The organism is Arthrobacter sp. BGA-UO-ETr-C19 (assembly GCF_059568005.1).
The window spans coordinates 110,122-134,281 of record NZ_JCAQPC010000009.1; the positions used below are offsets into that span (position 1 = coordinate 110,122).

General features: G+C 64.7%; 24 protein-coding genes and 1 pseudogene. 7 read left to right on the forward strand and 18 right to left on the reverse strand.

Translation table 11 applies throughout. The annotated features are described in order from the left end of the window. Positions 1 to 174: 174 nt before the first annotated feature. Together AC57BR_RS04965 and AC57BR_RS04970 are read right to left on the reverse strand one after the other, a co-directional pair. Positions 175 to 900: a hypothetical protein gene (locus AC57BR_RS04965; RefSeq protein WP_496358641.1), complete on the reverse strand. Its 726-nt coding sequence runs from the start codon at positions 898 to 900 to the stop codon at positions 175 to 177. Further along, positions 897 to 1,838: a ParA family protein gene (locus AC57BR_RS04970; protein ID WP_496358642.1), complete on the reverse strand. Its 942-nt coding sequence runs from the start codon at positions 1,836 to 1,838 to the stop codon at positions 897 to 899. Before AC57BR_RS04970 ends, AC57BR_RS04965 begins: the two co-directional genes overlap by 4 nt. A gap of 886 nt (positions 1,839 to 2,724) precedes the next feature. Here AC57BR_RS04970 and AC57BR_RS04975 point away from each other — a divergent pair. Both AC57BR_RS04975 and AC57BR_RS04980 read left to right on the forward strand, forming a co-directional pair. Then, positions 2,725 to 3,441: an SOS response-associated peptidase gene (locus AC57BR_RS04975; RefSeq protein ID WP_496358643.1), complete on the forward strand. Its 717-nt coding sequence runs from the start codon at positions 2,725 to 2,727 to the stop codon at positions 3,439 to 3,441. A gap of 9 nt (positions 3,442 to 3,450) precedes the next feature. Further along, positions 3,451 to 3,597, forward strand: coding sequence for a hypothetical protein (locus AC57BR_RS04980; RefSeq protein WP_496358644.1), 147 nt, complete (start codon positions 3,451 to 3,453; stop codon positions 3,595 to 3,597). Here AC57BR_RS04980 and AC57BR_RS04985 read toward each other — a convergent pair. The 8 genes from AC57BR_RS04985 to AC57BR_RS05020 form a co-directional block, all read right to left on the reverse strand. Beyond that, positions 3,594 to 4,628: an ATP-dependent DNA ligase gene (locus AC57BR_RS04985; protein ID WP_496358645.1), complete on the reverse strand. Its 1,035-nt coding sequence runs from the start codon at positions 4,626 to 4,628 to the stop codon at positions 3,594 to 3,596. The genes AC57BR_RS04980 and AC57BR_RS04985 overlap by 4 nt on opposite strands. Beyond that, entirely contained in the window at positions 4,615 to 4,899 is a 285-nt protein-coding gene (locus AC57BR_RS04990; RefSeq protein ID WP_496358646.1) for a hypothetical protein, read from the reverse strand. Before AC57BR_RS04990 ends, AC57BR_RS04985 begins: the two co-directional genes overlap by 14 nt. Before the next feature lie 58 nt (positions 4,900 to 4,957). Further along, positions 4,958 to 5,485: a hypothetical protein gene (locus tag AC57BR_RS04995; protein WP_496358647.1), complete on the reverse strand. Its 528-nt coding sequence runs from the start codon at positions 5,483 to 5,485 to the stop codon at positions 4,958 to 4,960. A 36-nt stretch (positions 5,486 to 5,521) separates the two neighbouring features. Then, positions 5,522 to 5,941, reverse strand: a complete 420-nt coding sequence (locus AC57BR_RS05000) for a hypothetical protein (RefSeq protein ID WP_496358648.1) — start codon at positions 5,939 to 5,941, stop codon at positions 5,522 to 5,524. A gap of 9 nt (positions 5,942 to 5,950) precedes the next feature. Continuing rightward, positions 5,951 to 6,316 (reverse strand): hypothetical protein, encoded by a 366-nt coding sequence (locus AC57BR_RS05005; protein WP_496358649.1) that lies wholly within the window; start codon positions 6,314 to 6,316, stop codon positions 5,951 to 5,953. 41 nt (positions 6,317 to 6,357) lie between these two features. Beyond that, positions 6,358 to 7,656, reverse strand: coding sequence for a Y-family DNA polymerase (locus AC57BR_RS05010; RefSeq protein ID WP_496358650.1), 1,299 nt, complete (start codon positions 7,654 to 7,656; stop codon positions 6,358 to 6,360). 44 nt (positions 7,657 to 7,700) lie between these two features. Continuing rightward, on the reverse strand, positions 7,701 to 8,132 hold the full coding sequence (locus tag AC57BR_RS05015) for a LexA family protein (RefSeq protein WP_331573671.1): 432 nt from the start codon (positions 8,130 to 8,132) through the stop codon (positions 7,701 to 7,703). A 239-nt stretch (positions 8,133 to 8,371) separates the two neighbouring features. Beyond that, on the reverse strand, positions 8,372 to 9,037 hold the full coding sequence (locus AC57BR_RS05020; protein ID WP_496358651.1) for a helicase associated domain-containing protein: 666 nt from the start codon (positions 9,035 to 9,037) through the stop codon (positions 8,372 to 8,374). A 622-nt stretch (positions 9,038 to 9,659) separates the two neighbouring features. Between AC57BR_RS05020 and AC57BR_RS05025 the strand changes: the two genes are divergently transcribed. Then, positions 9,660 to 10,865 carry an IS110 family RNA-guided transposase gene (locus AC57BR_RS05025; protein WP_496358652.1) on the forward strand — a complete coding sequence of 402 codons (1,206 nt, stop codon included), beginning with the start codon at positions 9,660 to 9,662 and terminating at the stop codon, positions 10,863 to 10,865. A gap of 177 nt (positions 10,866 to 11,042) precedes the next feature. On the opposite strand, the gene AC57BR_RS05030 is transcribed toward AC57BR_RS05025, so the two are convergent. From AC57BR_RS05030 to mhpA, 4 genes are all read right to left on the reverse strand, one after another. Beyond that, complete coding sequence (locus tag AC57BR_RS05030; RefSeq protein WP_496358653.1) at positions 11,043 to 11,738, reverse strand: molybdate ABC transporter substrate-binding protein; 696 nt, start codon at positions 11,736 to 11,738, stop codon at positions 11,043 to 11,045. A 9-nt stretch (positions 11,739 to 11,747) separates the two neighbouring features. Beyond that, entirely contained in the window at positions 11,748 to 12,674 is a 927-nt protein-coding gene (locus AC57BR_RS05035) for a dioxygenase family protein (RefSeq protein WP_496358654.1), read from the reverse strand. A 68-nt stretch (positions 12,675 to 12,742) separates the two neighbouring features. Then, positions 12,743 to 13,819 carry a maleylacetate reductase gene (locus AC57BR_RS05040; protein WP_496358655.1) on the reverse strand — a complete coding sequence of 359 codons (1,077 nt, stop codon included), beginning with the start codon at positions 13,817 to 13,819 and terminating at the stop codon, positions 12,743 to 12,745. A 14-nt stretch (positions 13,820 to 13,833) separates the two neighbouring features. Then, the gene (gene mhpA, locus AC57BR_RS05045) at positions 13,834 to 15,444 is read right to left on the reverse strand and encodes a bifunctional 3-(3-hydroxy-phenyl)propionate/3-hydroxycinnamic acid hydroxylase MhpA (RefSeq protein WP_496358656.1); all 1,611 of its coding nucleotides are present in this window, start codon (positions 15,442 to 15,444) and stop codon (positions 13,834 to 13,836) included. Positions 15,445 to 15,601: 157 nt separating this feature from the next. Between mhpA and AC57BR_RS05050 the strand changes: the two genes are divergently transcribed. The 3 genes from AC57BR_RS05050 to AC57BR_RS05060 all read left to right on the forward strand — a co-directional run bounded on the left by AC57BR_RS05050 (position 15,602) and on the right by AC57BR_RS05060 (position 18,982). Then, the gene (locus AC57BR_RS05050; protein ID WP_496358657.1) at positions 15,602 to 16,255 is read left to right on the forward strand and encodes a TetR/AcrR family transcriptional regulator; all 654 of its coding nucleotides are present in this window, start codon (positions 15,602 to 15,604) and stop codon (positions 16,253 to 16,255) included. A gap of 195 nt (positions 16,256 to 16,450) precedes the next feature. Next, positions 16,451 to 17,731, forward strand: a complete 1,281-nt coding sequence (locus tag AC57BR_RS05055; protein WP_496358658.1) for an MFS transporter — start codon at positions 16,451 to 16,453, stop codon at positions 17,729 to 17,731. 663 nt (positions 17,732 to 18,394) lie between these two features. Further along, the gene (locus AC57BR_RS05060; protein ID WP_496358659.1) at positions 18,395 to 18,982 is read left to right on the forward strand and encodes a recombinase family protein; all 588 of its coding nucleotides are present in this window, start codon (positions 18,395 to 18,397) and stop codon (positions 18,980 to 18,982) included. Between the two features lie 32 nt (positions 18,983 to 19,014). Here the strand turns inward: AC57BR_RS05060 and AC57BR_RS05065 are convergent, their stop codons facing one another. After that, on the reverse strand, positions 19,015 to 19,746 hold the full coding sequence (locus AC57BR_RS05065; protein WP_496358660.1) for a hypothetical protein: 732 nt from the start codon (positions 19,744 to 19,746) through the stop codon (positions 19,015 to 19,017). A gap of 744 nt (positions 19,747 to 20,490) precedes the next feature. Between AC57BR_RS05065 and AC57BR_RS05070 the strand changes: the two are divergent. Further along, positions 20,491 to 21,534: pseudogene (locus tag AC57BR_RS05070) on the forward strand (IS110 family RNA-guided transposase); the annotation flags it as partial. 90 nt (positions 21,535 to 21,624) lie between these two features. Here AC57BR_RS05070 and AC57BR_RS05075 read toward each other — a convergent pair. The 3 genes from AC57BR_RS05075 to AC57BR_RS05085 all read right to left on the reverse strand — a co-directional run bounded on the left by AC57BR_RS05075 (position 21,625) and on the right by AC57BR_RS05085 (position 23,609). Next, positions 21,625 to 21,906: a winged helix-turn-helix transcriptional regulator gene (locus AC57BR_RS05075; protein ID WP_496358661.1), complete on the reverse strand. Its 282-nt coding sequence runs from the start codon at positions 21,904 to 21,906 to the stop codon at positions 21,625 to 21,627. Next, positions 21,903 to 22,307, reverse strand: a complete 405-nt coding sequence (locus tag AC57BR_RS05080; protein WP_496358662.1) for a VOC family protein — start codon at positions 22,305 to 22,307, stop codon at positions 21,903 to 21,905. Before AC57BR_RS05080 ends, AC57BR_RS05075 begins: the two co-directional genes overlap by 4 nt. A 276-nt stretch (positions 22,308 to 22,583) precedes the next feature. Then, positions 22,584 to 23,609 carry a DUF695 domain-containing protein gene (locus AC57BR_RS05085; RefSeq protein ID WP_496358663.1) on the reverse strand — a complete coding sequence of 342 codons (1,026 nt, stop codon included), beginning with the start codon at positions 23,607 to 23,609 and terminating at the stop codon, positions 22,584 to 22,586. Positions 23,610 to 24,160: the final 551 nt, after the last annotated feature.

Here is a 24,160-nt window from a genome sequence, read left to right on the forward strand (position 1 = left end):
AAGGGGGCCTGTGAGTTGTGCGCCCATTCCCCGGTCTGCACTCCTTGACGGGTGGATGCGGCTGGCCGCCGCCGCATCCACTTCCCAGGTGCAACTTTGGCTCCGTTTTGTGCCATAACTCATGCCATAGGTACTACAGGAAGACAAGCCATGCTTGCCTCAGGAGGTCCAGCATCACTCGCCCGCAGGCTGTCCCGCTTGGATATGAAGCTTGAAGACGACCGAGACGAGCGCGCTGCGTGACGGTGCGTCGAACTCGGTGACCTTTTCATCCAGCCAGGCAACCTGCAGCCCATCGAGACGCAGCTGGATCTGGATGCCGGCCTCTCCCCGTTTACGCGGTGACCGGCGGGGCATGCCGGAGCTCGTCAGCGTGGTCTCGGGAATGAACTCCTTGGCGATCTGCTCGTCGTCGACGGTTTCGAAGGCATCAATTAACAGGTCCGCGTACGTGGTCCGCTCTTGGTAGACGGCATCCTTGACCTGTGCCAGGAGCGCCGGTGGCAGGTACACCCCGACGTTGCGCAGCGCCCCGGGTACAAGCTCGGAGGCTTTGGTCGCGTTAGTAGCTTTCCTGGCAGCAGCCTGCTGCCGTGTGTTGGCCTTTGGGGCCTTGGCGGATGTAGGGGTGGGCTCCGCCCGCTCTCCTGCCGCCTGAAGGGGCGCCTCCTCAGCGGGCCGCGTATCCGCTTGCGGCTGCTCAGTAGGTGCCTGCGTGTCAGCGGGATCGGGTGCTGCTGTTGGCGGGATCTGGACAAGTTCCCGGGCCGGTGCCTCCACGGTCTCTTCCCGTGCAGGTGCGCCCCTCCCCCGCTTCGGAGCGAGCAACCCCTGCAGTGCTGCACCGCGGGCAGGCGCTACAGGTGCGAATGCCCCGGCAAGGCTCTGTCGGCCGCTCATGCTTCGTTCCTGCTTTCGATCTCGTTCAGTCGGGCGAGGATCTCGCCGGTCAGCTGCTCGTACTCTTCAGCGAGTCCCCCGGCGTTGCGCGAGAAGAAGCCGTCCGCGGGCTTCTCCCCCGCCCGAAGTGCCTTTAGGCGGTTCTTCTGAGCGTCGGTAACGGCACCTTCAAGTTCGTGGAAGAGCAGGCCTTTGCGGCGGGCGTCCGCGCTTGCGCTCTCCAGGTTCCTGATGCGGGTTGCGAAGACCGGGGCGACGGTGCCGAGCATTTCTTCCAAGGTGTCCCGGACGCTGCGTTCGAGGCGCATGGAGCGCGGGCCGACACCGAACAGGACGATGCCCGCCAACTGCAGGGACGGGTTCCGGTCACGTACAGCCATGAAGCGGCGTGCGATGCGTTCGACACCGTCGATGCTCGCATCATCGGAACGGGTAGGAATGACGACTGCACTGGAGATCGCGAAGGCGCCTTCTACGAGGATCCGCTCCCCCGGGGGGGTGTCGATCAGGATTAAGTCGTAATCGTCTGCCAGCGGGGCCAGGACGGCGTAGAGCATGTCGCCGAAGTCGCCGGCGTCGGAGCGGCTGGAGCGGGACACCATTAAGCCCTGGATGTCTTCGAGGTCCTGGCCGCCCGGGATGACGTCCAGGTTTTCCCGCACGTCGCGCAGGATCATCGGCGGCGTGCCGGCGATCAGGGCCTGGAAGAATTCCCTCCCTGTCTGCCGGTCGTATCCGAGGTCGCGGGCCAGGTCACCCTGCGGGTCAAGGTCGATCAGCAACACACGGGAGCCAGCCAGTGCGACGTACCCGCCAACGTTGGCTGCGGTGGTCGTCTTGCCGACTCCGCCTTTGCCGTTCGCCAGGGAGATGACACGGTCAATGGCCTGTGTTGCCTGGGGTTTCGGGGGTACGGGGGTTTGCAGTGATCGTGTCATCGGCCGGCGACTCTCCTACTTGGTGGGTTGCATGTTGTCCTGCTGTCGACCCTATGTGCACACCTCTGGGAATGCTGGCAATGACACGCATAAGAGGGATCACAGTGCGTAGAGTAGGGCGATTCACCGCACTTCACGTTATAGATATGGCGGGATGTAAAGCCCCGTCCCCTACCTTATTTCAAAGTCGGATTTCCATTGATGTCTCAATGTCACCACAGGTTGACACTATTGCCGGATGGCCCGTGTGGGTTTTCATTGCACATCCCATAAGCCATCCAGTAGTTCTTCCTGCATCCCTAGTAGCTCGTCCTCGTCTGGTACGTCCAGCGTACTCACCTATTGAGACGCATATTGTGCTTATGGTGCGCCTTTAGGCCTTGCATGAGACAGGCATAATGGCGAGATCTCCGGTTAGTCATCTAACACGCGCTATACTTTGGCATCCAATAGGAGTTATGGCATGTGTTATGGCGTGAATATTTGTTGGTTCGAAAATGGCCTTCATAACCTATGTCGCAACAAGGAGCACGGTTGCGCCTGCCGGGCCTACGGTCATGTTAACCGGGGAGCCCAGAGGCCGCCATGGCGGGGTAGCGGCCGAATTAACACAGTCATGTCACTGCGGGTGCTCAACCAATGATGAGGGCTTCGGCTTGGGGGAATAGGGGAGGAGGCATTGCTGCCGCTTGGCTGAAGGGAAACGACCGTTTCTGACCGGCCGGCGGCTTGCCACGCAGGAACTCCTAGAAAGCTCTCTTATTCCTGGTCAAAACTGGTTCTCGAAATTAAAACTAGTCAAAACCCAGAGGGGAGGCTTTTTGACTGAGCGACGTTGTCCTCAGCCGGGACATGTTCCGGGGTCCTGTCAGGCAGAATGGGCTTCATGTGCGGCAGATATGTGATGTCCAAGGCCACTGGTGACCTGCTGAGCCACTTTGAGGCCAAAGAGGTCGAAGGAAGCCCACCGCCACCGAGTTGGAACGTGGCACCAACTCAGAATGTGCCGATCGTTGCCGAACGTCTGGATGAGGGCACTCTCGACCGGCACCTGCTCATTGCGCGCTGGGGCCTGGTCCCGTCTTGGGCCAAGGACATCAAGATCGGCTCGAAGCTGATCAATGCCCGCAGCGAGTCCATTCTGGAGAAGCCGTCATTCCGCAAGGCGGCAGTGAAGCGGCGTGCGATCGTTCCGGCTGAAGGTTATTACGAGTGGCAGAAGACTGAGGACGGGAAGAAGATCCCGAACTATCTTTTCTCCGAGCAGGAGCCGTTGCTGGGCTTTGCCGGGTTGTACGAGTGGTGGGCTGATCCGTCCGTGCCTGAGGACGATCCGGGCCGGTGGCTGCTCAGCTGCACGGTGCTCACCACGACGACGCAGGACGCGCTGGGGCACGTCCATGACCGTTCCCCGGTCATCATCCCGCGGGATCGCTTCGCGGAATGGCTGGACCCGGACCTGACCGACAAGGACGAAGTCCAGCACCTGTTGGACTCCCTGCCGGAACCAACCCTGACACCAAGGATTGTCAGCCCACGCGTGAACAGTGTGCGGAACAATGGGCCCGAGCTCATCGAGCCCGCCGAGCCTTTAGCCACATAGACTCATGCCGTGATACTCACCGGCACCATCACCAACCCCGACGGCAGCTACGGATATATAGATGTCGAAGGCGACACCTACGACGAGGCGCGGGACAACCTCTACGCGCGTCTGGGAGAAGGTCCAAAGCTCATCACCATCCGCACTGACCGCTAACCCGTATGAAGTTCGGGCAGGATCACATCGGCAGGGGACAGCTCCGGTCTGGCCCGGAGCAGGCGTAGGGGATGCCGGAAGGACCGGCCCGACCAGGCGGTATCGGCGGAGACTTCCACGACCACCGCCTCCACCAGGGTGAGCGTGACGGGTTCCTTGTCCCGGTTGAACCTGTCCAGGGTCGTGCCTTTCACAGTGGCGGGCCAGGGGTGCTGACTCTTTGGCGGTTTCAGCCACTGGGCAAGGTCCCGGGCGTCCGCGGTCTTCAGTGGGGTGGACCGGCCCACGATCCTCAGTTCACCATCCAGGATTAGGCCGGCGACGACCTCAGAGGGTTGGGTGATCGGTCCGATGATGGCGCCGCAGATGACGTCTATGGTTTCCCTGCGTTTGAGCTTCAACCAGGAGCGGACGCCCGGGGCGTATGGCTCGTTGGTGTTTTTGATGATGAGCCCCTCCACACCTGTGCGGGGCAGTTCTTCGAACCAGCGGGCGGCCTCATCGGGGTCAGTGGTGGTGGGGGAGAGGGAGAGGGACAGTGGCGGCTCCCAGCCGGTGGCGAGTTCTTCCAGGAGGGCCCTGCGCTGGTGCAGCGGCAGGTCGCGGGCGTCGTGTCCGGCTACGGCGAGGACATCGAACGCGACGTAGTTGGCCGGTGTCTGCCGGACCAGTCCGGGAAGGGTTTTCGGGCCGGCGCTGAGGCGCTGTTGCAGGGCGGTGAAGTTGAGCCGGCCGTTGGCCCAGATCACGGCCTCGCCGTCGATCACGCACCCGGGAGGGACAGCAGTCTCCAGGACGTGGATGAGCTCGGGCAGGTACCGGCTTAGGTCTTTGCCCTGCCGGGACCACAGCGTGGCCCGGTCATTGTCCCGGACGACGATACAGCGGTAGCCGTCCCACTTGGCCTCAAACAGCAGGTTCCCGGCCCGGGCGCGGGGCATCTTCGTGACGGGGCGGGCGAGTGCGACCTTCACCGGCGGGGCAAGCCCCGCGGGCAGGCCGGTCCCGGGAAGGTGCTCAGCAGTGCCCATCGAGACCTTCGAGCGTGTCGACCTCGACGGCGTCCAGCAGCTCGGCGGTGCTGTTCCCGGTCCTTCTGGCCAGCTCATCCAGGGCGATGAACCCGGTCCGGGCCAGGGCGATGGCCAGCTCCGCCAAATACCCTGCCCCGTTGCGCTGCACGAGGTCCTCCAGGACCGCGTGCATGCGGCCGGTCATTTCATTGGGGCCCTCGGATTCCTCGGCGGCGATGCGCAGCAACGTCAGAGCGGCCAGCCGCGGATCGTCGTACATCAGTCCCATGGCCCAAAGGCTACGCCAGGCACCACGCGTGCGGGCCCGGTCGTTGTCCGGATGCTGCCTATTTGTCTGCCCAGCGTTCGTGCGCGGCCTGGCGGGTGATCCCCGCGGCGCGGCCGATCTCCGCCCAGGTCGCCCCGGCCGCTTTGGCGGCCGCGACGGTCTTGTCCAGCCGCCTTCCGGCCTGGGCGTAGTCGAGTGCGGCCGCCTCCACCCCGGCGACCGCACCCAGCGGGGCGACGTGTTCGAGCCATTCATCGCCGATGGCATCATCGACCGGTTCCGGGGCATGGGCGGACTTTTCAAGGGGGAGGTGAGCTTTGCGCCGGCCCAGGTCGGCGTCCCTGGCCGAGGAAACGCGTTCCCAGAACTTTCCTTGCCAGCCGCACTCACACTGGCCCTGCCACCCGATGATCTCCCGGTGGGGAACCAGCTCGTACTCCGGCATGGTGGTGTCCCGTTCGTAGCGTCCGGTGATTCCCTCCACCAGCATTCCCCGGCCCGTTGAGCTGCCCGTGTGCCGCCCATCCGGCGTGACGCTGGCCGCCCACCCCTCATGACCTTCGCTGTAGTCCGTCGACCAACTCATAACGCCTCCTGTCAGGAATCCTTGACAGCGATTGTGTCAGGAGGCCCTGACAAAGAGAAGGCCTACCCGCCGCTCCACAGGCACAGCCCCCGCGGCAGCCTCCAGGAGCCGGACGAGGCGGCTGGTTTCATCCAGGCGGTCCACCGGACGGGCCCAGGACAGCTCCCGGGCCGGGGTCATCATCCACAAGGCGAAGTAGTTGTGCGGCACTTTCGCCTCCAGCGCCGCCCGGAACAGCGCCGTCACCCGGGAATCGAGCTGGCCGCCGGTAGTGAACTGGAAGCCAGGGCAGAAGGTCCCGTCCTCGATGAACACCCGGACCAGGCTGCGCAGCACCGGCTCCGCGTCCGGCAGCGCGCTGAGCCGGGCCTGCACCTGTTCCAGGGACGGCAGGCCGAACTCACCGCGCAGCGCTGCCCACATCTCGTCGGGCACCGGGCCGGAGAAACCACCCACGATGGCCCCTTACCCGTCCGTGATGGAAACCAGGAGCCACTGCTCCGACAACGGATCCCGGCGCAGCTCGAACGTCCGCAACGGCGCGGAGGTGCTGTCACGAACCTGGACCCGCCAGTGTTCGACGCTGACCAGGTCCCCGGAGCCGATGGCAGCCCGTGTGCCGGTGTGCCACCAGTCGCAGCGTTCGAACCAATGCACCGGTTCGGCTGCGACCGCCCAGATCTGTCCGTCATGGCGGACGGCCAGCGGAGTTCCGGCGGCGTTGAATCGCACCTGTACCGGCACGCCGGGCTTCGTCGATGCCGTTGTGGGGGCGGTCTTGGGCGTGGGGCCGGCAGGGCTGGTGGTGCGGGGTTCATGGGTGATGGTCATTCGTTTGTCTTCCGTGTTGGTGCTGGTCGTGGGGGTGGTTGTTAGGCGGCTTTGACGAGGGGGAGTTCGTCCCAGTGGGTGGTGTAGCGGGGGGAGAGCATGTCGCGTTTCATGGTCCAGTCCAGGCCGGTTTTGATGCCGGCGTGGCCCAGGCCGATGGCGCCGCGCCCGTACCGGCGGGTCACGTCTTCGAGGAGGGCACCGATGTGGCGTTCTTCGTGCGGGTTCTCGAAGGGCTCGAGCGGTGATTGGTTGCCGGTGGGGCGCAGGTCGGTGACCATGATCCCGGCGCGGGCGTATTTGAGGCCTTCCTGGATGGCGGGCAGCAGCGCGTGCGCGGCGCGGGTGAGCAGGACCGGGTCAGCGGTCGGCATCGGCAGTGCCACGCACACCGACGGGTAGGACTTCTCGTATTGGTTGTAGTGGCTGGTGCCGGCGAACGCGGTGAGGACCTTGGCCTGCAGCCCGTGTTTGCCCAGCCGGGCTGAGGCTTGTTGGCCGTAGACGGAGAGGACCTGCCGGAGCCCGGCGGCGGTGGTGACGGGGGTGGCGAACGAGCGGGAGAAGATCAGCTGGTCCCGGCCGATGCGTTCTTCCTCCATCGGGATGCAGGGGGTGCCCTGCAGTTCCAGGACGGTGCGCATCATGACCACGGAGAACCTGTCCCGGATCGCCACCGGATCCGCGGCCGTGAGGTCGGCGATCGTGTGGATGCCGATGGCGTTCAGGCGTTTGGTCAGCCGGCCGGCGACGCCCCAGATCTCCTCCACGGACAACCGCCCCAACAGGCCCTCCCGCACAGGGGTAGGGACGGAGTCCCAGTGGCAGACCCCGTCGAACGCAGGGTTGTGTTTGGCCCACTTGTTGCACAGCTTCGCCAGCGTTTTGGTGGGGGCGATCCCGACACAGACCGGCACCCCGACGTGCCGCCGGACCGCGGCTTTCATGGCCCGCCCCAGGGCCAGCAGCTCGGCGGGGGAGCCTTTGACGCCGAGGAAGGCCTCATCGATGCTGTAGACCTCCAGCCAGGCCGAGTACCGGCCCAGCAATTCCATCACCCGGGCGCTGATGTCCCCGTAGAGCTCGTAATTGGACGACAGCGCAACCAGGCCCCATTCCTTCGCCCGCGGCTTCAGTTTGAACCACGGCTGACCCATCGGGATGCCGAGGGCTTTGGCCTCGGGGGAGCGGGTCACCGCGCAGCCGTCGTTGTTGGACAGCACCACCACCGGCCGGCCTTCCAATGACGGGTCGAAGGCACGCTCGGCCGAGGCGTAGAAGCAGTTCACGTCCACATGCGCGATCTGTGGCATCCGCCGCATCACCGCCGGCCTAGACATGGAATCCCTCCGACCTTTCACGTTCAATGTAAAAAAGGCGCGCGTTAGACATGGTGCAGGCACCTTGTCGCGACGCCCCACACGGTCAGCTCGGACAGCGCCGGGACGCGGATGTCCGGGTACTTGGGGTTCTCCGCCTGCAGCACCACGCCGGTGGCGGTGATGCGCAGCCGCTTGATGGTCAGCTCTCCGTCCAGGACGGCGACCACGACCGACCCGTCCGTGGGTTCCAGCGCCCGGTTCACGATCAGTTCGTCCCCGTCGCTGATGCCGGCGCCTTCCATGGAGTCCCCGGTCACCCGCACGACATAGGTGCTGGTGATGTCCTTGATCAGGTGCTCGTTCAGGTCGATCCGGCCGTCGAAGTAGTCCTGCGCCGGCGACGGGTATCCCGCCGCGACCGGCACCGGGGAGACCAGCACCGACAACAACGACACGCCCGCATCTAGCACACGGGGACCAACAATGACGCCCACAACACACCTTTTTCGAATATATGTTCGATAGGTTTCAAGTGTAGACCCGGGGTCGGACAGTAAAGAATCTCCAGGTGCATCGGGATGCACGCGGCCCCTTGCCCCGGCGCTTGGACGGTACGGGTTGCACGCCAAGGGGGACAGCTTTGAGCTGTGCGGAGGGCTCCACCTGCCCCCAGTGGGCACAACCCGTTCGCCCGGTGTGGTGGTCTGCTTGCTGTCCGTGGGGGAAGCCGGGGTTACGCGGTGCCGGTGCGGGGTTTGCGGCCACGTTGCCGGCCGGAGCACCAGCCCGGCAGCATCTCATCCAGTGCGCGTGCTTTGGCCGGTTCGAGTTCGCCGCGGCGTGCCTTTTGGCGCTGGACGTGCAGCCAGACGCCGAGGTCGTGTTCTTCCCCGGCCACGATGGACTTGTGCCGGGGCCAGTCGTGCCCGGCGGCCCGGTACCGCATCAGGGCGGCGAGCCGGTCCTGCCATCTGGCCTCATCGGCCACGGTCCGCGGCGGTCGTTGCCAGTCGGGGAGGGCGGCGAGCCCGTCACGGTACGCCGGGGCGAGTGTCCCGGCCGCGGCGTCGCGGCGGCGCCGCTCCAACCAGGACGCCAGTCTCCGCTCGTCCGCGTCGGCGGCGGTGCGGGAAGGGTAGCGCCCGGTTTCCTGGACCCTAGCCACGAGCTGGCGCATCCGCGCCAGCCCCTGCACGCTCACCTGCGTTATCTGTGGGCCGGCGGCTTTCTCGTGGGCGGCCTGAAGTCCGGGGTCCGCGCCAAGTGCCACGGACAGGTGATAGCCGATTGTCGCGGCCGGCGCGCGGGTGAGCGCGGCGATCCGGGAGCGGGTCAGCCCGCCCCGGTACATCAGCACCCACTCCGCGTTTGGAGCCGCAGTCCGCCGCCTGGTTGTCACGGCACCATCCTGCCACCCGCCGCTCAACAACCCTGCCGTCGGCGGCCCCGCGTCCTCCGTCGACTGGCCGTGGCAATCCGGGGTGCCTTTCCGCCGGGGTCGGGGTGCATGGGGACAGCCAGGGCCCCGGCGTCAGGGCCTGCAGGCTTTGCCCGTGGCTGCGGCCCGTTGGGGATGGGACAACTCTGTCTCGCCGACCTTGGGGAAAGACCCGAGCACCTTGGGAGGCAGTTGCCCGTCGGCTGGAGCAGGGCATGCTCGCAGGGCTCGCACCCATGAGGGCGTCCGCTGGCGCGGCCGGCTGTCGGGGCCAGTGCCGGCTCCGCAGGGCTACGCCGTCCCTGGCCCTGTTGTCTACGTCTTCGACGTTTTTTGGCTGCTGTCCTTATGTTGTTACCGGGCTCAGTTCCGCGGCCGTTGTAGGGTCGTGGCTACCCAGGGGAGGCGGGTATGGCTTTGGCTGCTGTGCCGGACGGTCTCGTGACGGCTTCGAAGGATTGGCCGCCCGCCACCCCGCGATGACCCGACCGCTGATTGAGAGACGCGACATGATCGCCGGATAAGGACACGACGGCGCGGTTATCTGCTGGGTTTCACTCAACCGACAGACTGGAGGCTGTTCTTGGTGCACCTATGGGCCGGCATCGACGCCGGCAAAGCCCATCATCACTGCGTCGTGATCGACGCGCACGGAAACCGTCTGCTCTCGCAGAAAATACCCAACGACGAACCACCCCTGCTCGAACTCATCGCCGCCGTCCTGAAACTCGGGGACGGGGATGAAGTGGTCTGGGCGACGGACCTGAACCACGGAGGGCCAGCGCTGCTGATCGCACTGCTCCTCGCCCACGGCCAAAACCTCCTCTACATCCCCGGCCGGATCGTCCACCACGCCTCCAAGCTCTACCGGGGCGAGGGCAAAACGGACGCTAAAGACGCCGCCGTGATCGCCGATCAGGCCAGGATGCGCAAGGACCTGCAGCCCCTGCGGGCCGGGGACGAAACTAGCACCGGGCTGCGGATCCTCACCGCCCACCGGGCCGACAAAGCCGCGGACCGGACCCGGGCGATCAATCGCCTGCAGGCCCAGCTGCTGGAGTACTTCCCCGCACTGGAACGGGCCTTTGACTACAGCCGCTCCAAAGCCGCCCTGTTGCTGCTCACTAAACACCGTACCCCCGACGGGATCCGCCGCACCGGCCAGACCAGGCTGCACGCCTGGCTGAAGAAACAAGGCGCCCGCTCGTCCGCCGCAGTGTCCCAGGCCGCCGTCGATGCCGCCAAATCCCAGCACACCACCGTCCCCGCCCAGCACGTTGGAGAGCTGATTGTCGCCGCCCTCGCCCAGGAAATCATCACCTTGGACAGAGCGCTGGCCGACCTTGATGCGTTGATCAGCGAGAAAGTCACTGAACACCGTCACGCCCAGACCCTGCTCAGTATGCCCGGCTTCGGCCCCGTCCTCACCGCTGAGTTCCTCGGCGCCACCGGCGGAGACCTGACCGTCTTTCAAACCGCGGATCGGTTTGCCGGCGTCGCCGGGCTCGCCCCGGCGCCCCGGGACTCCGGCCGCATCACCGGCAATCATCACAGACCCCGGCGCTACGACCGGCGGCTCCTGCGCGTCTTCTACCTCTCCGGGCTTTCGGCGCTAAAGAGCTGCCCCGCCTCCCGGACCTACTACGACCGCAAACGCACCGAAGGCAAAACGCACATCCAAGCGCTCCTCTCCCTCGCCAGACGACGCCTCAATGTCATTTGGGCGATGCTGCGCGACGGCACTAGGTACACCCCCACCGCCGCACCGACGGCCCGTTTGGCAGCCTGACGGGCAGGACGCCCCATGGATTTGAACGGGCCTTCGATTCTGCACAGGACAGCCGGCTTGGCTGAATTCGGTTAAGGAAATGAGAGGTGCATGTGGCTGACGATGGAAACGAGGATCTAGGCATGGTCACCAGCCTGGTCTTCAGCACCGCCATTGGGGCGCCAATGCCCGCGGAAATTAGCTTGGTTCGAGCCCTGCACCGCTGTACGCGGCACGCGCGAGCTTTGTGCTCAAGAACCTGAGCAGCGAGCCCGAGCCGGCGCTGTTCTTAGTCTGGAGAGCGACCCCGGCCGAGAATGCTGTGTAGTGCTGGACCTCGGCTGGAAGCAGGCCGACGATTCTGGCCTCCGGGACGGCGAGGAGTTCGCTCATCTGCTGCAGTGCAAGGTCGGCGCGGCCATCCAGCAGCGCCGTGGCGGTAAAGCCCTCATCGACGACGGTGGCGTGTTCATTGATCTGTCCGGCGATGCCCAGGTCCTGCAGCAGCTTTGCGAAGTAGATGCCGCTTGGACCGTTCCGTGAGTAGGCCACGGAACGGGCTGCCGTCAGTGCACCCGTGAGCTTTGCCACCGACGCAATGTCAGGAATTTCGGCGCCGGAGGCAACGGCGACGCCGATGCCGGCTTTGGCGATCGGCGTCAGCGGAGCGCCGTCGAGGATCCCGTCGTCAAGTCCTTCCAGCGCAGCGGTGATGCCGATGATCACATCGGGTCGCTCACCGACGGTGATCTCCTGGAGCAGAATTCTGGTCGGGGCAAAGTGGGCATCCACCAGAGTTCCCGTGTCCTGGGTGAATGCGGGCAGGATGGAGTCCTCGATGGCGCCCCTGAGAGCGACGGCGCAGAAAAGAGTGAGGGCAGTGCGGGAAGTCAAGGTTTCAGCTCAGATCTCAGCGGGGGCGAGCACGACGTCGAACCGAGAGCGGGCCCAGGCCTGGCCGCCAAGGTCGCGGCCGTCCGGTGTTGGAGCGTTCGCGGGCTGGCGTTCGAAACGCTTGATGAGGGAGTCCTTGACTCCGAAGACGGAGTCGCCGATCTCGATCTGCGGGTCTCCTTCGACGAAGATGTGCGTCACGAGCGTTCGGTGGCCTTCGGCGGTGACCATGAAGTGCAGGTGGGAGGCTCGGACGGGGGAACGGCCAACAGACTCCAGCATCTTGCCAACCGGCCCGTCGTGCGGAATCGGGTACGGGGTGGGGGTGAGTCCCCAGAACGCGTACTTGCCGTTGTCGTCGGCGAACAGGTGTGCCCGTCCGGCGACGCGCTGGTCGGTGTATTGGACGTCGTAGAATCCGTCTTCGTCGGCTTCCCAGACTTCGATCCGGGCGCCGGGGACGGGGGTGCCGTCGGTGTCGGTGACGGTTCCTTCGACCCAGCAGGGCTGGCCTGCGGCGCTGCCGGCGATGTCGCCGCCGATGGGTATTTCGGGGGCGTCGTCCACAAAGAACGGCCCGAAGACGGTGGCCTCGGTGGCACCCTTATAGGCCTGGTTGTTGATGGCGATGGTCTGCATCGAGGCACCCAGGACGTCTGAGAGGAGCACGAATTCTTGGCGCTTGTCATCGGTGATGTGTCCCGCGGCGGTGAGGAACTCGATCGCGGCATTCCACTCGCCCTCGGTGAGACGGACCTCGCGGAGGAAGTTATGGAGGTGACGGGTCAGGGACTGCATGAGCCGTTTCAGGCGTGGGTCCTCGGCCTTGTCGAAGGAAGCGACGACGGTGTCCACGAGTTCTTGTTCGATGGCGGCCTGTTCGGGGGAGACCGGCTCGGTTACGTAGGCGGTTTCGTGGTGGATGGTTTCGGACATTCTGTACTCCTGATTTGGATGGGGGGAAGTGTGCGGCCGGTTGCTTGGCCCGGTCGCCTTGGTGCCTGCTACAGGTCCAGGAGCACGGCGGGGTCTTCGCCGGTGAGGGCTGCCTGGAGGAGGCGGGTGAGGTTGTCCGTGGTGACGGGCCGCGGGTTGGATGCCGGTACTGCAGGGAGGACGACGGCAACGGCTTCGGCGATCCCGTCCGCCGTGAATCCGTAGTCCGCCAGTGCCTTGGGGGCGTCCAGGAGTTTGCGTAGGTCCTGCAGCCCGGTGAGGGCGTCTGCAGCGCCGAACGCGGCGGCGATACGGGCCTCGGCATCGGGCGCAGCGGGGGCGTTGAAAGCCAGGACGTAGGGGAGCACCGTGGCGTGCGTCTGCGCGTGAGGCAAATTGAACGTGCCGCCCAGGACGTGGCAGATCTTGTGGTGCAGCCCAGATCCGGCGGAGGCGAACGCGACCGCGGACAGGTACGCGCCGTACAGCGCCTGCTCGCGTCCCTCGGTGCCGGACGGGTCGGCGGTGATGAGCGGCAGGCCCTGGCTGAGGGCGCGGATTCCTTCGGCGCCGAGGGCGGCGTTGATCGGGTCGGCGCGGGGGCCCCACATCGAGTCGATGCAGTGGGCCATGCCGTTCAAACCCGAGGCCACGGACATTTCCACGGGCAGGGACAGTGTCAGTGCCGCGTCGTAGATGACTGTGACGGGCAGGACGGCGGCGTCCACTCCGGTGGTCTTGCGGGATGCTTCGGTCAGGCCCCATACGTGGGTGGCTTCTGATCCGGCGTAGGTGGTGGGCACGGCGATGATGGGCAGGCGGGAAGTCATCGCGATCGCCTTGGCGAGGCCCGTGGTCGAACCCCCGCCGACACACACCAGGAGGTCGATGCCGTGCTCGGCAGCGGCGGCGCGGGCTTTCTCTGCCGTTTCGATGGGGACGTGCATCACCACCTCGTGGTGCCAGAGCGCCACCTCGATGTCGGCGGTTACGGTGCGGGCCAGCGGCGTCTCGAAGTCCGAGGCGATTACCATCACGCGGTCCGCGCCGAGGCGGGCTACTTCAGCGGCGAGGTTCGCAGCGGCTGCGCCGGTGCCGAAGAGGACGCGCTGGCCGAGGGTTTCATGGTCAAAAGTCAGGCTCATTGCAGTGGTTTCCTTCACTTCGAGGTGGCGAGTTGCGGGAGGTCGAACGTGCCCAGAGTGAGCCCTTCAAAGAGGGCGTGCATAGAGTCCCTCAGGGCACTGGGTTCGGAGGCGGTGGCCGCTACGTAGAAATCGGGACGCACGACGACGAAATTGATGTCGAGGTCATCGAACCATTTGGCGTAGGTGCCGTTCACATCGATCACGTCGCTTGATGTACCGGGGGATCCAACCTGGACGCAGCGGCCGCCGAGGGATTCCAGACGTTCCATCTGCTTGGGGGTGAGCATGTCTTCTGCCGGTGTTCCGCGGCCGATGACGGTCCAGCCGCGGCCGACGACGTCGTCGAAGCGTCCGCGGCGGCCGTTGGCTTCCACGATGCCCTGCACCGAGAGTTCGCCGGCATGGGCGGATCCCTGGCGCCAGAGGCCGGGGCCGAGGGAGGCAATGTCCGTGTCCACGGGGGTCCCGTCAGAGGCTGCGTGTTCGGCGATCATGCGGCGGTCGCGTTCGGCTGCTTCCTGGGGATCGGCGATGCAGATGATTTTGCCCAGTTCCATGGAGAAATCGATGTAGTGCTTGACGTGACCTTTGCGCTCCTCGCCGTAGGAATCGAGCAGGGTGTCGCCGGCCTTGCCGTCAAGGATGAGATCCAGGCGCCATGCCAGGGCCACCGAGTCGCGGAGGCCGGCGCACATTCCCTCGCCGGCGAAGGGGGGCATGAGGTGGGCGGCGTCGCCGGCGATCAACCCGCGCCTGTTGCGCCAGGTCTCGGCCCAGCGTGCCTGGAACCGGTAGACGGCTGAGCGTTCCAGATCGGCCTCACCCGGGGTGACTCCCCATGGCTCCAGCAGGCGCCAAGCGGATTCGGGGGAGCTTAGTTCCTCCGGGGATTCGCCGGGAAGGACCATAAACTCCCAGCGTCGGCGCCCCGGACCTCCCGGGACGATCGTCGTCGGGCGGACGGGGTCGCACAACTGCCATGCGGAGGGTGAGAAGTGCATGGGCTTCTTCGGGATCATGTCCAGGATCAGCCAGTCGAAGAAGAATCCGTGGTCTTCAAAGTCCAGCCCCAGGGACTTTCGGACGAAGCTGTTGGCTCCGTCGGCTCCGACGACGTATCTGGCGTGGATCTGCTCGGCGGTGACGTTCCCGTCAGCTCCGCGGACAGTCCCGCTGAGCCGGATGCTGCCCTCTTGCTGCTCCAGGCCCGTAGCTTCCCAGCCTCGCCGCAGTTGAATGGTGGGCAGTCCAGCCGCGATGTCGCGCAGGCGCTTTTCGAGGTCGGGCTGGGAGAACCAGTACCGGGTCCGCCAGCCGGACGCGGCCATGCTCGCCCAGTCAACTTCCAAAAGGGTCTGCCCTTCGGCGTTCTTCCAGAAGTAGATGTCGTCGTGCACGCCGATGGCCGGATCGTTCTCGGAATCAATGCCCAATGACGAGAGGATGCGGGCGATTTCATGGTCGAAGGTGACGGCTCGGGGCTGGGCGTAAGCTTCGGGCCATTTCTCCACGATGGTAACGCGGTGACCCTTCTGGCCGAGCAGCACGGCCAAGAGTGTTCCCACTGGTCCGCCGCCCACGATGGCGACGTCGGCGTCGAACTGTTCGGTGGTGGGTGTCATGGTGGTTCCTCACTGAATCGATCTGGGGTTGACGTGACCTGAGTCATAACTAATTGGCTCAATAGTGGCATCTATCTCATTATTGAGCAACTCCTCATTTTTGAAGTTTGGCTGATCGGCTTGTGCATCGCCCCCGCCTCTGGCGTACGGTTTTGAAATGGCCACCATGGATTCGCTTTCCCCCACCGCCGCCCCGGGCGGGCGCCAGCAGCGCCGGCGTGAGCAGACCCGCGCCCGGCTGATCGACGCCGCCCGGTCGTTAATGGCCGAACGCGGCGTTGATGCCGTAGGGCTGACTGAGATCACGGATGCGGCAGACCTGGGGGCCGGGACGTTCTACAACTACTTCCAATCCCGCGACGAGATCGTCGAGGCTGTGGCTGAGGCATCGGTGGAGTCCCTTGGTGAGTCGCTGGACGCGCTGACCGCCAATATGGAAGATGCCGCCGAAATCTTCTCAGTGTCGCTGCGGCATCTGGTCCTAAAGGCCGTAACGGACCCCCTGTGGGGCTGGTTTGTTGTCCGTCTCGGCGTCGCACATCCCCAGCTCATCGCGATTCTTGGTCCCCGCGCGGCCCGAGACCTCCGTAAGGGGATCGAGTCCGGCAGGTTCACCATCCCGGATGTGGATGTTGCCACCTCCTGCACGTTTGGCGCGCTGCTAGCCACGCTGCATCTGGTCCTGTCGACAAAGACGGAGGACCACGCTGATGAACTCTTTGCGCAGACCATGCTGTGCATGGTGGGCGTGTCCGCCGCCGAGGCCCACGAGGTTGCTTCCAGGCCCCTGCCACCCCTGCCTGTCGGCTGACTGGAATTCAACCCGAACCCCGCGCCCCACGGTGCGGGGTTTTTCTTTGTCGCACAAACCGCCTCTTGCCAAATGCTGAGATTTCTCTCACACTTGAGTTTCAGCTCACTTTTGACATCAAGTTCATCAAATGCCTCTGGCTCGAAGCTGCGCAGCGTTGCGTATCCGGCCGACGGCCTCACCGAAGGATGACCCGTGAAACCTACACTTACGCTCGAGACGCCTCAGCGACGAGGCTCCCGCCGACCCTTGCTCTCCAACAACGCCGTCATTGCCCTGTGCATGGTGGTAACACTGATGGAGGGCTACAACCTGATCGTTTTTGGTTCCGTCGTCCCCATGCTGCTGCAGGACCAGTCCCTGAAGCTCAACGAGGCCACGGCGGGTCTGGTAGGCGGCATCGTCTACGCCGGCGCACTGATCGGCGTTCTCGGTGGAACCGCCTTGGCTGACCGGATAGGCCGGCCCCGTGTGATGGCACTTGCCGCAGCCATCTTCGCCGTGGGCTCGGCGTTCGCCGCCATCGCCCCAACCCCGGACTTCCTCGGGGCCGCGCGCCTGGTGACCGGCGCCGGTGTCGGTGCGGCACTGACGACTGCCATGACGCTGGCCCGGAACCATGCGCCGGAAGGCCGGGGAAGTCTGGTTATCACCATTGCCATGGCCGGAGTTCCTATGGGCGGGACCATCGCGGCCCTAGTCGGCATCTTCCTCATGCCCGTATGGGGCTGGCGGTCCATGTTCTGGCTCGGAACCGCCATGACCGCCGTCATCTTGGCAATCCTTCTGTTGTGCCGGATCACCGAGCCGGCAGAAGTGCGGGAGACGCAGCTGACCCCTGTGCAGAAGGTTGCGGGACTGTTCGCCGGGCGCGGCTACATCTTCGTCGGCCTGGTGGCACTGGCTGCCGTAACCAACATGACAACCTGGCTCGGCCTGAACGTCTGGCTCGCCGAATCGATGAAGACCCTTGGCTTCAGCCTCACCGAAGCCCTGATCTTCGCCTTCACGCTCACCGGGGCCGCCGTTATCGGGTCCTGGTTCACCGCCACCGCCGCCGACAAATACGGCTCCGCCAAGGTAGGGTCCGTGTGCACCGCACTCACCCTCGCCGGGCTCCTGGGACTCCTGTTCGGACCCGCGTCCCTGGTCTTCTCCCTGGCCTGCGTCGCACTCATGGGTATCGGCGGACACTCGGCGCAAAACCTCATCAATGCAACAGCCACCAGCGCCGTGGCTCCCCACTCCCGGGGAACCATCCTGGGGCTGACCAATACCATGGCCTTCATCGGATCGTTTATGGGCCCATTCTTCGGCGGCTTGGCCTTTGCCGCCGAAGGTCCCTCTGGACTCTTCACGCTCTACACCGGCTCGGCAATCCTGTGCCTGCTGATCAGCGTTGGCCTCTTCTACGCCCATCGGGCATCGGCTCGTCGCTCCACTGAAACGCCCCTCCCTGTCCTCGTGGAAAGCTGACCACGCCCCGCGTCCAGTGGGGTCGCCACAGCAGATCTCCGTCGCCGGATAACTCCCGGCAACCCCACTGGCATCACGTCAACTCAATCCAGTCCAACCGCCACAACACCGATATAGGCCAGGCACCGCCGGCAGCCAATCGAGGAGAGACCATGCCGAAAGACAGCCAAGATGACCGCCGGCACCTGCCGTCGCTTCCCACCCGTGACGACCACTTCACGGCTGCGGGCCTGCGCCACGCCGCATGGGTCGGATGGCACTACGAAACTGAGCCAGAAGCGCAAAGTACTCACTGAAACGCGAACCCCCTCGCCACCGCGCGTGGGCTCCATCAGCTGCGCACTCTCCTTACTGCCCGGCCCGGAACGCCCGGCAGCACCGAAGAGGGGCAGCATTGGTGTTAGGGCTGGCCATAAAGAGGTCTTGCACAGGGGGTATGCGGGACGGGACTGTGGAGTCAGATACCCACCGATAGTGAGAAACCGGCAGCGACTACACGAGCCCCGTCTTAGAAAACAACAGCTTTTCGAGACACTGCTCTGAGCCACTGCCGGGCCTGTGGGTAGGTGAGAGAGTCGGGCCCGCCGATGTCTCGAAAATGCGTCTCACCATTATTCGTCTCGGCAAGGGTTCATCCCGGACTTTTCGAGTCAAAATGGCCTGATGAGGCAGCTGGGTTACACGCGAGTGAGCACTTCGAGCCAAGATGCCCAGCTGCAACTGGACGCGCTGGTCACCGCCGGTGTGCAGAAGCGCGACGTTTTCGCCGACGTGACCTCGGGAAGTAAGGCCGCGATCGAACGCCCAGGAATGAAGAAGCTCCTCGAGTACGCGGAGGAGGGCGACACCGTGGTTGTGTGGCGCGTCGACCGGTTGGGCCGATCACTGATCGACGTGCTCAACACCGTGACCCTGCTGCGCGACCGCGGCGTCCATGTCCGATCCATCGCCGACGGCATCGACCCGGCGACTTCGACCGGGCGCCTGATGCTGAATATGCTCGCAACCCTTGCCGAGTATGAGCGCGACCTGATCGTCGAACGGGTCAACGCGGGCATCTCAGCCGCCAGGCAGAACGGAACCCGGTTCGGCCGACCGGTGTCCGACCCGAGAGTCATCGCGGACAAACTGGCGATTGCCCAGGACGCCCGCGCGAAAGGACGCATTGCGGAAGACGCCGCCCGCCTCGTCGGCTGGAGCCGCGCAACGCTATACCGGCACCAGCAAGCTCAGGCCGGGTCTGACACCTAACGCCGGCGGACTGCTTCGGGTTTGTCGCCGGATTATTTCTTGGGCGGCGCGGTATTCCGGGTGACCGTGACTTGGCTGGTCACGGTGCGTGTATACGTGTCGCCGACCGTTCCGTCCCGGTGCGCGAAAATGGGGTAGCCGCCCCCGACATCGTCCGGGGTGGTTTTCGCCTCCCAAGTGCACTGAAGGACATTGGAAATATCCGTGTTCGACCCGATCTCGGGGATCAAGGCATTCAGTTGGACGGCGAGGGCAGAAACGATCAGATCCTCGTCCGGTGCCATAATCGCCCAACCCGTCGGGTGTTTCGCTGCTCCCTCTGGGATACCTCCCTTGGCGTTCGGTGAACCTACGAGCATGATCTTGGTCAGCCCGTTGTGGTCGGCAGTGTGCCACGTATATGGGGGGTGTGACTCCTTGTGATCAAGCATCGCCCGAAACGCGCGGGCCTTCTCGAGCAACGGGTAAGCCTGGTCCATGAAGAGGCCTTTTGGCTTCCACCAAGTCAGGAATTTGGCAACAGAATGCGTTGGTGCTTCCCCAAAGGTGTTGGTGTGACGCCGGATTACGGACAGCAACGCGGACACCGAGGAGTAATACGTGTGGAAAAAGTCGTGTGTAGCGCTGAAGAGTGCCTCTTGCTGACGTGCGGTGGGGTGGGCATCGGGGTAGTAGACGCTTACAGGCCCGAACGCTCCCCTGGCTGTCTGGATTCGGTCTCTCTTCTGAAGAAGGTTTTTCAGAGACTCTTCAAGGTCAGCCATGGTGTGCTTCTGGCCTTCGGTGGAGTCCCAATGTGTAAAAGTGTGGGCCCAATGGTCGATATAACCAGGACCTACCCGAAAGTGGAACGGGACCTTAGGTGCAGTTGTCTTTGATGCAGTCACCATGGCTGCGCTCCCCACATCACCCATTTGTCCATAGAGCCGAGTGTAGCGGGCCGCCCACATCCTCCTTGGCCCTGCTTCCTGGGTACTCGGTCCTCGCTGCGCTCGGGCTGTAAAAGCATTTCTTCTGTTTTTTGCTGCTGTCCTGCGGATCGTACGTGCCCGCTCCACCGGCTCAACCGTCCTGCGGACGGCTGCGCAGCGGATGCCTTGTGTCGGCGCTTCGCTTATTTCCTCTCACAATCCATCCGCCGCTTGCCCTTCGGGTTGCCCCGGCTCCGTCGGGCACAGCTACGCGATGCTCCGCCAGCAGGCAAAAAACAACCTGTGAGTCTTTACGTGGCTGGTCTGGGACTAGCTGGCAGTGTTGATGTCGGTCGTTCTGCCCGGTGCGTGACTCGAAAAAACAATTGCCCTTGAGGGTGCGTTTCCCCCGATTTGTCCGCGCTGGGTGGAGCGGTCGGCGTTGATCTGTCCCACGTCGGTGGCTTGATTAGAAGCTTGCCCAGCCCCTGCGGTTGTGGCTCATCACAGTTTTGCCTCGGAGTGACTCTTCCCAGGTCCGGCGCCGGTCGTGCTGCGACCTGTCTTGTCCATTCGAAAGGAAGGAGGGTGGCTCCGTTGACTATCGTTGCGCAGACCCGCCCATTCGTCATCGGCGTGGACTGTCACGCCCGCACCCATACTTACGCCATCATCGAGGCCAGCACCAAGCGGCGAATCGCGTGCGAGCAGTTCCCGACCACCTCGGCAGGGATTTCACGCGCACTTTCCTGGGTAGGCCGAAGGACAAACGGCGATATGGGGTGTCTGTGGGCTGTTGAGGGTATCGGCTCGTATGGGGCCCGTCTGGCCAGGGCAGTAACGGACGCCGGTTACGACGTCGCCGAAGCTCCACGTATGAACGCCCGAGGCCGTCGGGGGCTGGGCAAATCGGACCCATTGGACGCCGCGGCCATCGGAGCCGCTGTCCTGGGCTTGGAGGAGTCCCAACTGCGGGTTCCGCGACGGGATGAAGGAACCCGTGCCGGACTCAGGATCCTGAGCGCAGCCCGGGATCAACTGACGCGGGAACGAACAATGAATGTAAATGCACTTATTGCCCTCCTCCGGGCACATGATCTTGGAATCGATGCGCGTAAACCTCTGGTTCCCGCCCAGATCAACGCGATCACCAGATGGCGGGAACGGCAGGAGCAGATCGAACTATCGATCGCGCGCGAGGAAGCAGTTCGATTGGCGCGCCGCGTTCTCGAAGCGACAACTCAGCTGACTGCGAACCAGAAGCGCATGACAGAGCTGATCCAGCAAAGTCCCGCCGCCCCGCTGTTGGAGATGGTGGGCGCCGGGGCTGTCACGGTCGCCACTGTCCTGACGGCTTGGTCGCATCCAGGAAGGGTTCGCAGCGAAGCTGCCTTCGCCTCACTGGCAGGGGTGAATCCCTTGCCGGCCTCAAGTGGTAACACTGTCCGGCACAGGCTCAACAGGGGCGGTGATAGGCGGCTCAATCGTGCCCTGCACACCATCACCATGACCCGCATGATTCACCACCCCGGAACTCGGGAGTACGTCGCCAAACGCACCCAAGAAGGCCGTAGCTACCGCGAAATCCGAAGATCCCTCAAGCGCTACCTCGCCCGAACCCTCTACCGTCAGCTCAACACCCTTTACGCCTCTATGGATCCAGCCCGCCCAAGTGTTGCAGGAGCAGAGCCCAGCCAACTCGTCGGAGCGTATAGCGATTCCGCGCCACGCCTAGGCCTCATCGCTGCCCCAGCGTCCTAGCGCGATGACCGCCTCACGCAAGGCAAGCCCGCGATCGGTCAGCGCATAGGCCCTGGTGTTGTGCCGGAGGGGCAGACGGGACAGTACCCCGGCCGCTTCGAGCTCGCGCAGGCGGGTCGCGAGAATGTTCGTCGGCACTCCGAGGTCGCGCTGCAGATCGCCGTAGCGCTGCGGCCCGTCGAGCAGACGCTCCACGATGAGCAAGGCCCACCGTGCTCCAACGATATCGAGGGCCGCGGCAAGGTCGCTCACTCGGTCGGATCGGCGTCCGGTTTCATCCAAAACGGCGAGTAGTGGTAGCCGTCAGGGTCGTCGAACTGGCGCTGGTACATGAAGGGGTAGTCGTCGATATCACCGATCCGCCCGCCGGCGGCACCGGCGCGCTCGACGAGCTCATCGACCGCCTGACGGCTGCCGAGGTCGAACGAGACCGTGACCTTGGAGGGCGTATCTGGTCCGCCGACCAGCTCCTCGGCGCCGCCGACTCTCGCATACATCTCGCGGCTGCCGAGCATGACGTACTGCTCGGGCGCGATCGCGAAACATGACACGTTGTGATCGGACATTTCTGGGTTGAGGGTCCAGCCCAGAGCGGTGTAGAAGGCGGTCGCGCGCTCGACGCTCTCGACCGGGCAGGTGATGAAAAGGCTCATGCGGCTCATGCTTGCAGAATGCAAGTGTGACGTCAAGATCTCGGCCGCGCGGTCCGCAGGTACGGGCGAGTAATAGGGCCGGCGTTGACTTTCAGCGGTAAATGGCCGCGTTTTGGCGGCGCTATTTACCGCGCTCCCATGGGCCAGCTAAAACTTGTCTCGAAACCCTAGGGATTGGAGACAAGGAGGTTATGGGACAACGTGCCTCGGTGGAGCACCTGGGGATTAATGGTGCCGGGAAACGGCCGGACGTCACCTGCGTCTGGGGTCCTGGGGTTAGGTGAATGGGCTGATCAGGGTCCATCCGGGGTCGTGGGTGTGGATCACTTCGGCATCGGGTCGGGCACCCGCGAAGCGGTCGATGATGTCCCGGCCGTTCTGGTCTTCAGAGTCGGTGTAGTAGTGCAGGACACGCCGGCCATTAGCTGTCTGGGTAGCGACCAGCAGGCCTCGGGGTCCGAGGGCTGCTGCCAGCTCCTCTTCGAGCCGGTGCAGGTCTATCGCTTCGTCGTAGTCCGGCAGCCCGTCGAGGCGGGTCTTTGGGTAACCGACGTGGAGGGCTGTGTGCAGGTCCAGCAGGGGGTGGTCGATCCATCGGAGCGGATGCAGGGCCCTGACGATGGTGCGCGGTCCCGGGGATGTTCCGGCGTCTTTCAGTGTCCAGCCGATGTGCGCGTGCCGGGCGGTCATGGCTTCGATGATCCCGGGAAGGTCTGTTGCCGGCAGGCTGTCCGGGGGTTCGGTCTCGGCGGCGTTGATGGTGCAAATCCATCTGTGGACGTTGTCTTCTCCGAGCAGCCAGTCCAGCAGCAGGCAGCAGAGCTGGTGCCGGTGCCCGGGGGTCAGGCCGGTGAAGGCGGGGTGGTGGAGGCTGACGTGGGCCCGGGCCCGTTCCTCGTCCAGGGTCACGGAGATGCGGCTCAGGCCAAGGTTGATCGGCGTCCCGGCAACCGCAAGGGTGACGGCGAGCATGCCGGGTTGCTGCTGTCTGGCTGCGGCGAATTCCCACATCGGCGTGGCCGGGGGCGCGGCGCGCCGCCACCGTTCGGCCAGGACCCGCAGTCCGGGGTCCCCTCCGCCGGAGACGCAGAGCTGGTGCCGTGCATGGGCGCCCGGCCCGGTCTCCCAGCTGAGCCCCGGGCAGATCGCCTTGACCATGGCATCGACGGTGTCCGGAAGGTCCCGGTAGTCACCTGTCGTGACGGCGCCGCTGAGGAGTCCGGCACCTTCCGCGGACCACCACCGCCAGAACGCGGTAACGGTACGCGTCTGAACCGTATCGTTCCGCCGTTGAATGCCCATTGTTGCCTCCTGGCGTCTCGGGCCACAGAAGTGGCAGCTCCCGCGGCTTTGGGCTCCATCCGGTCCCCGATGAGCTGCTTGCCGGGACCGGCTGTCTGGAATGGAGCCGCGGCCCCCCGCCACCCAGATATCCAGAGCCTGTCACTGCCTGCCTAGGAAAAAACGGGTTTCCCGGCCCCCCTCCACGGCCCCCTTCCCCCTGAAAGAGTGCCCCATGACCGGTTCCAGTGCACTGAAGACCAGAACGGCCGGGACACCATTGACCGCTTCGCGGGAGCCCGACCTCATGCCGAAGTGCCGAAGTGACTCACACCCACGACCCCGGATGGGCCCTGATCAGCCCATTCACCTGACCTGGGCCCCCGACGCAGGTGACGTCCGCCGCTCCCTTCACCGGTGTGGGCACTGTTTTGAAGGGCGGACAGTGCCGGTGTTGGCTGCATCGTCCGGGCTTTCTCCCAGGCTCCCGTCGGACTTTGGCTATCTGGTCTGAAAGTGCAGCCCCCTTTGGGGTCGACCAAGCCGGCGGATCCGGTTTAGCGGCGCCGGAT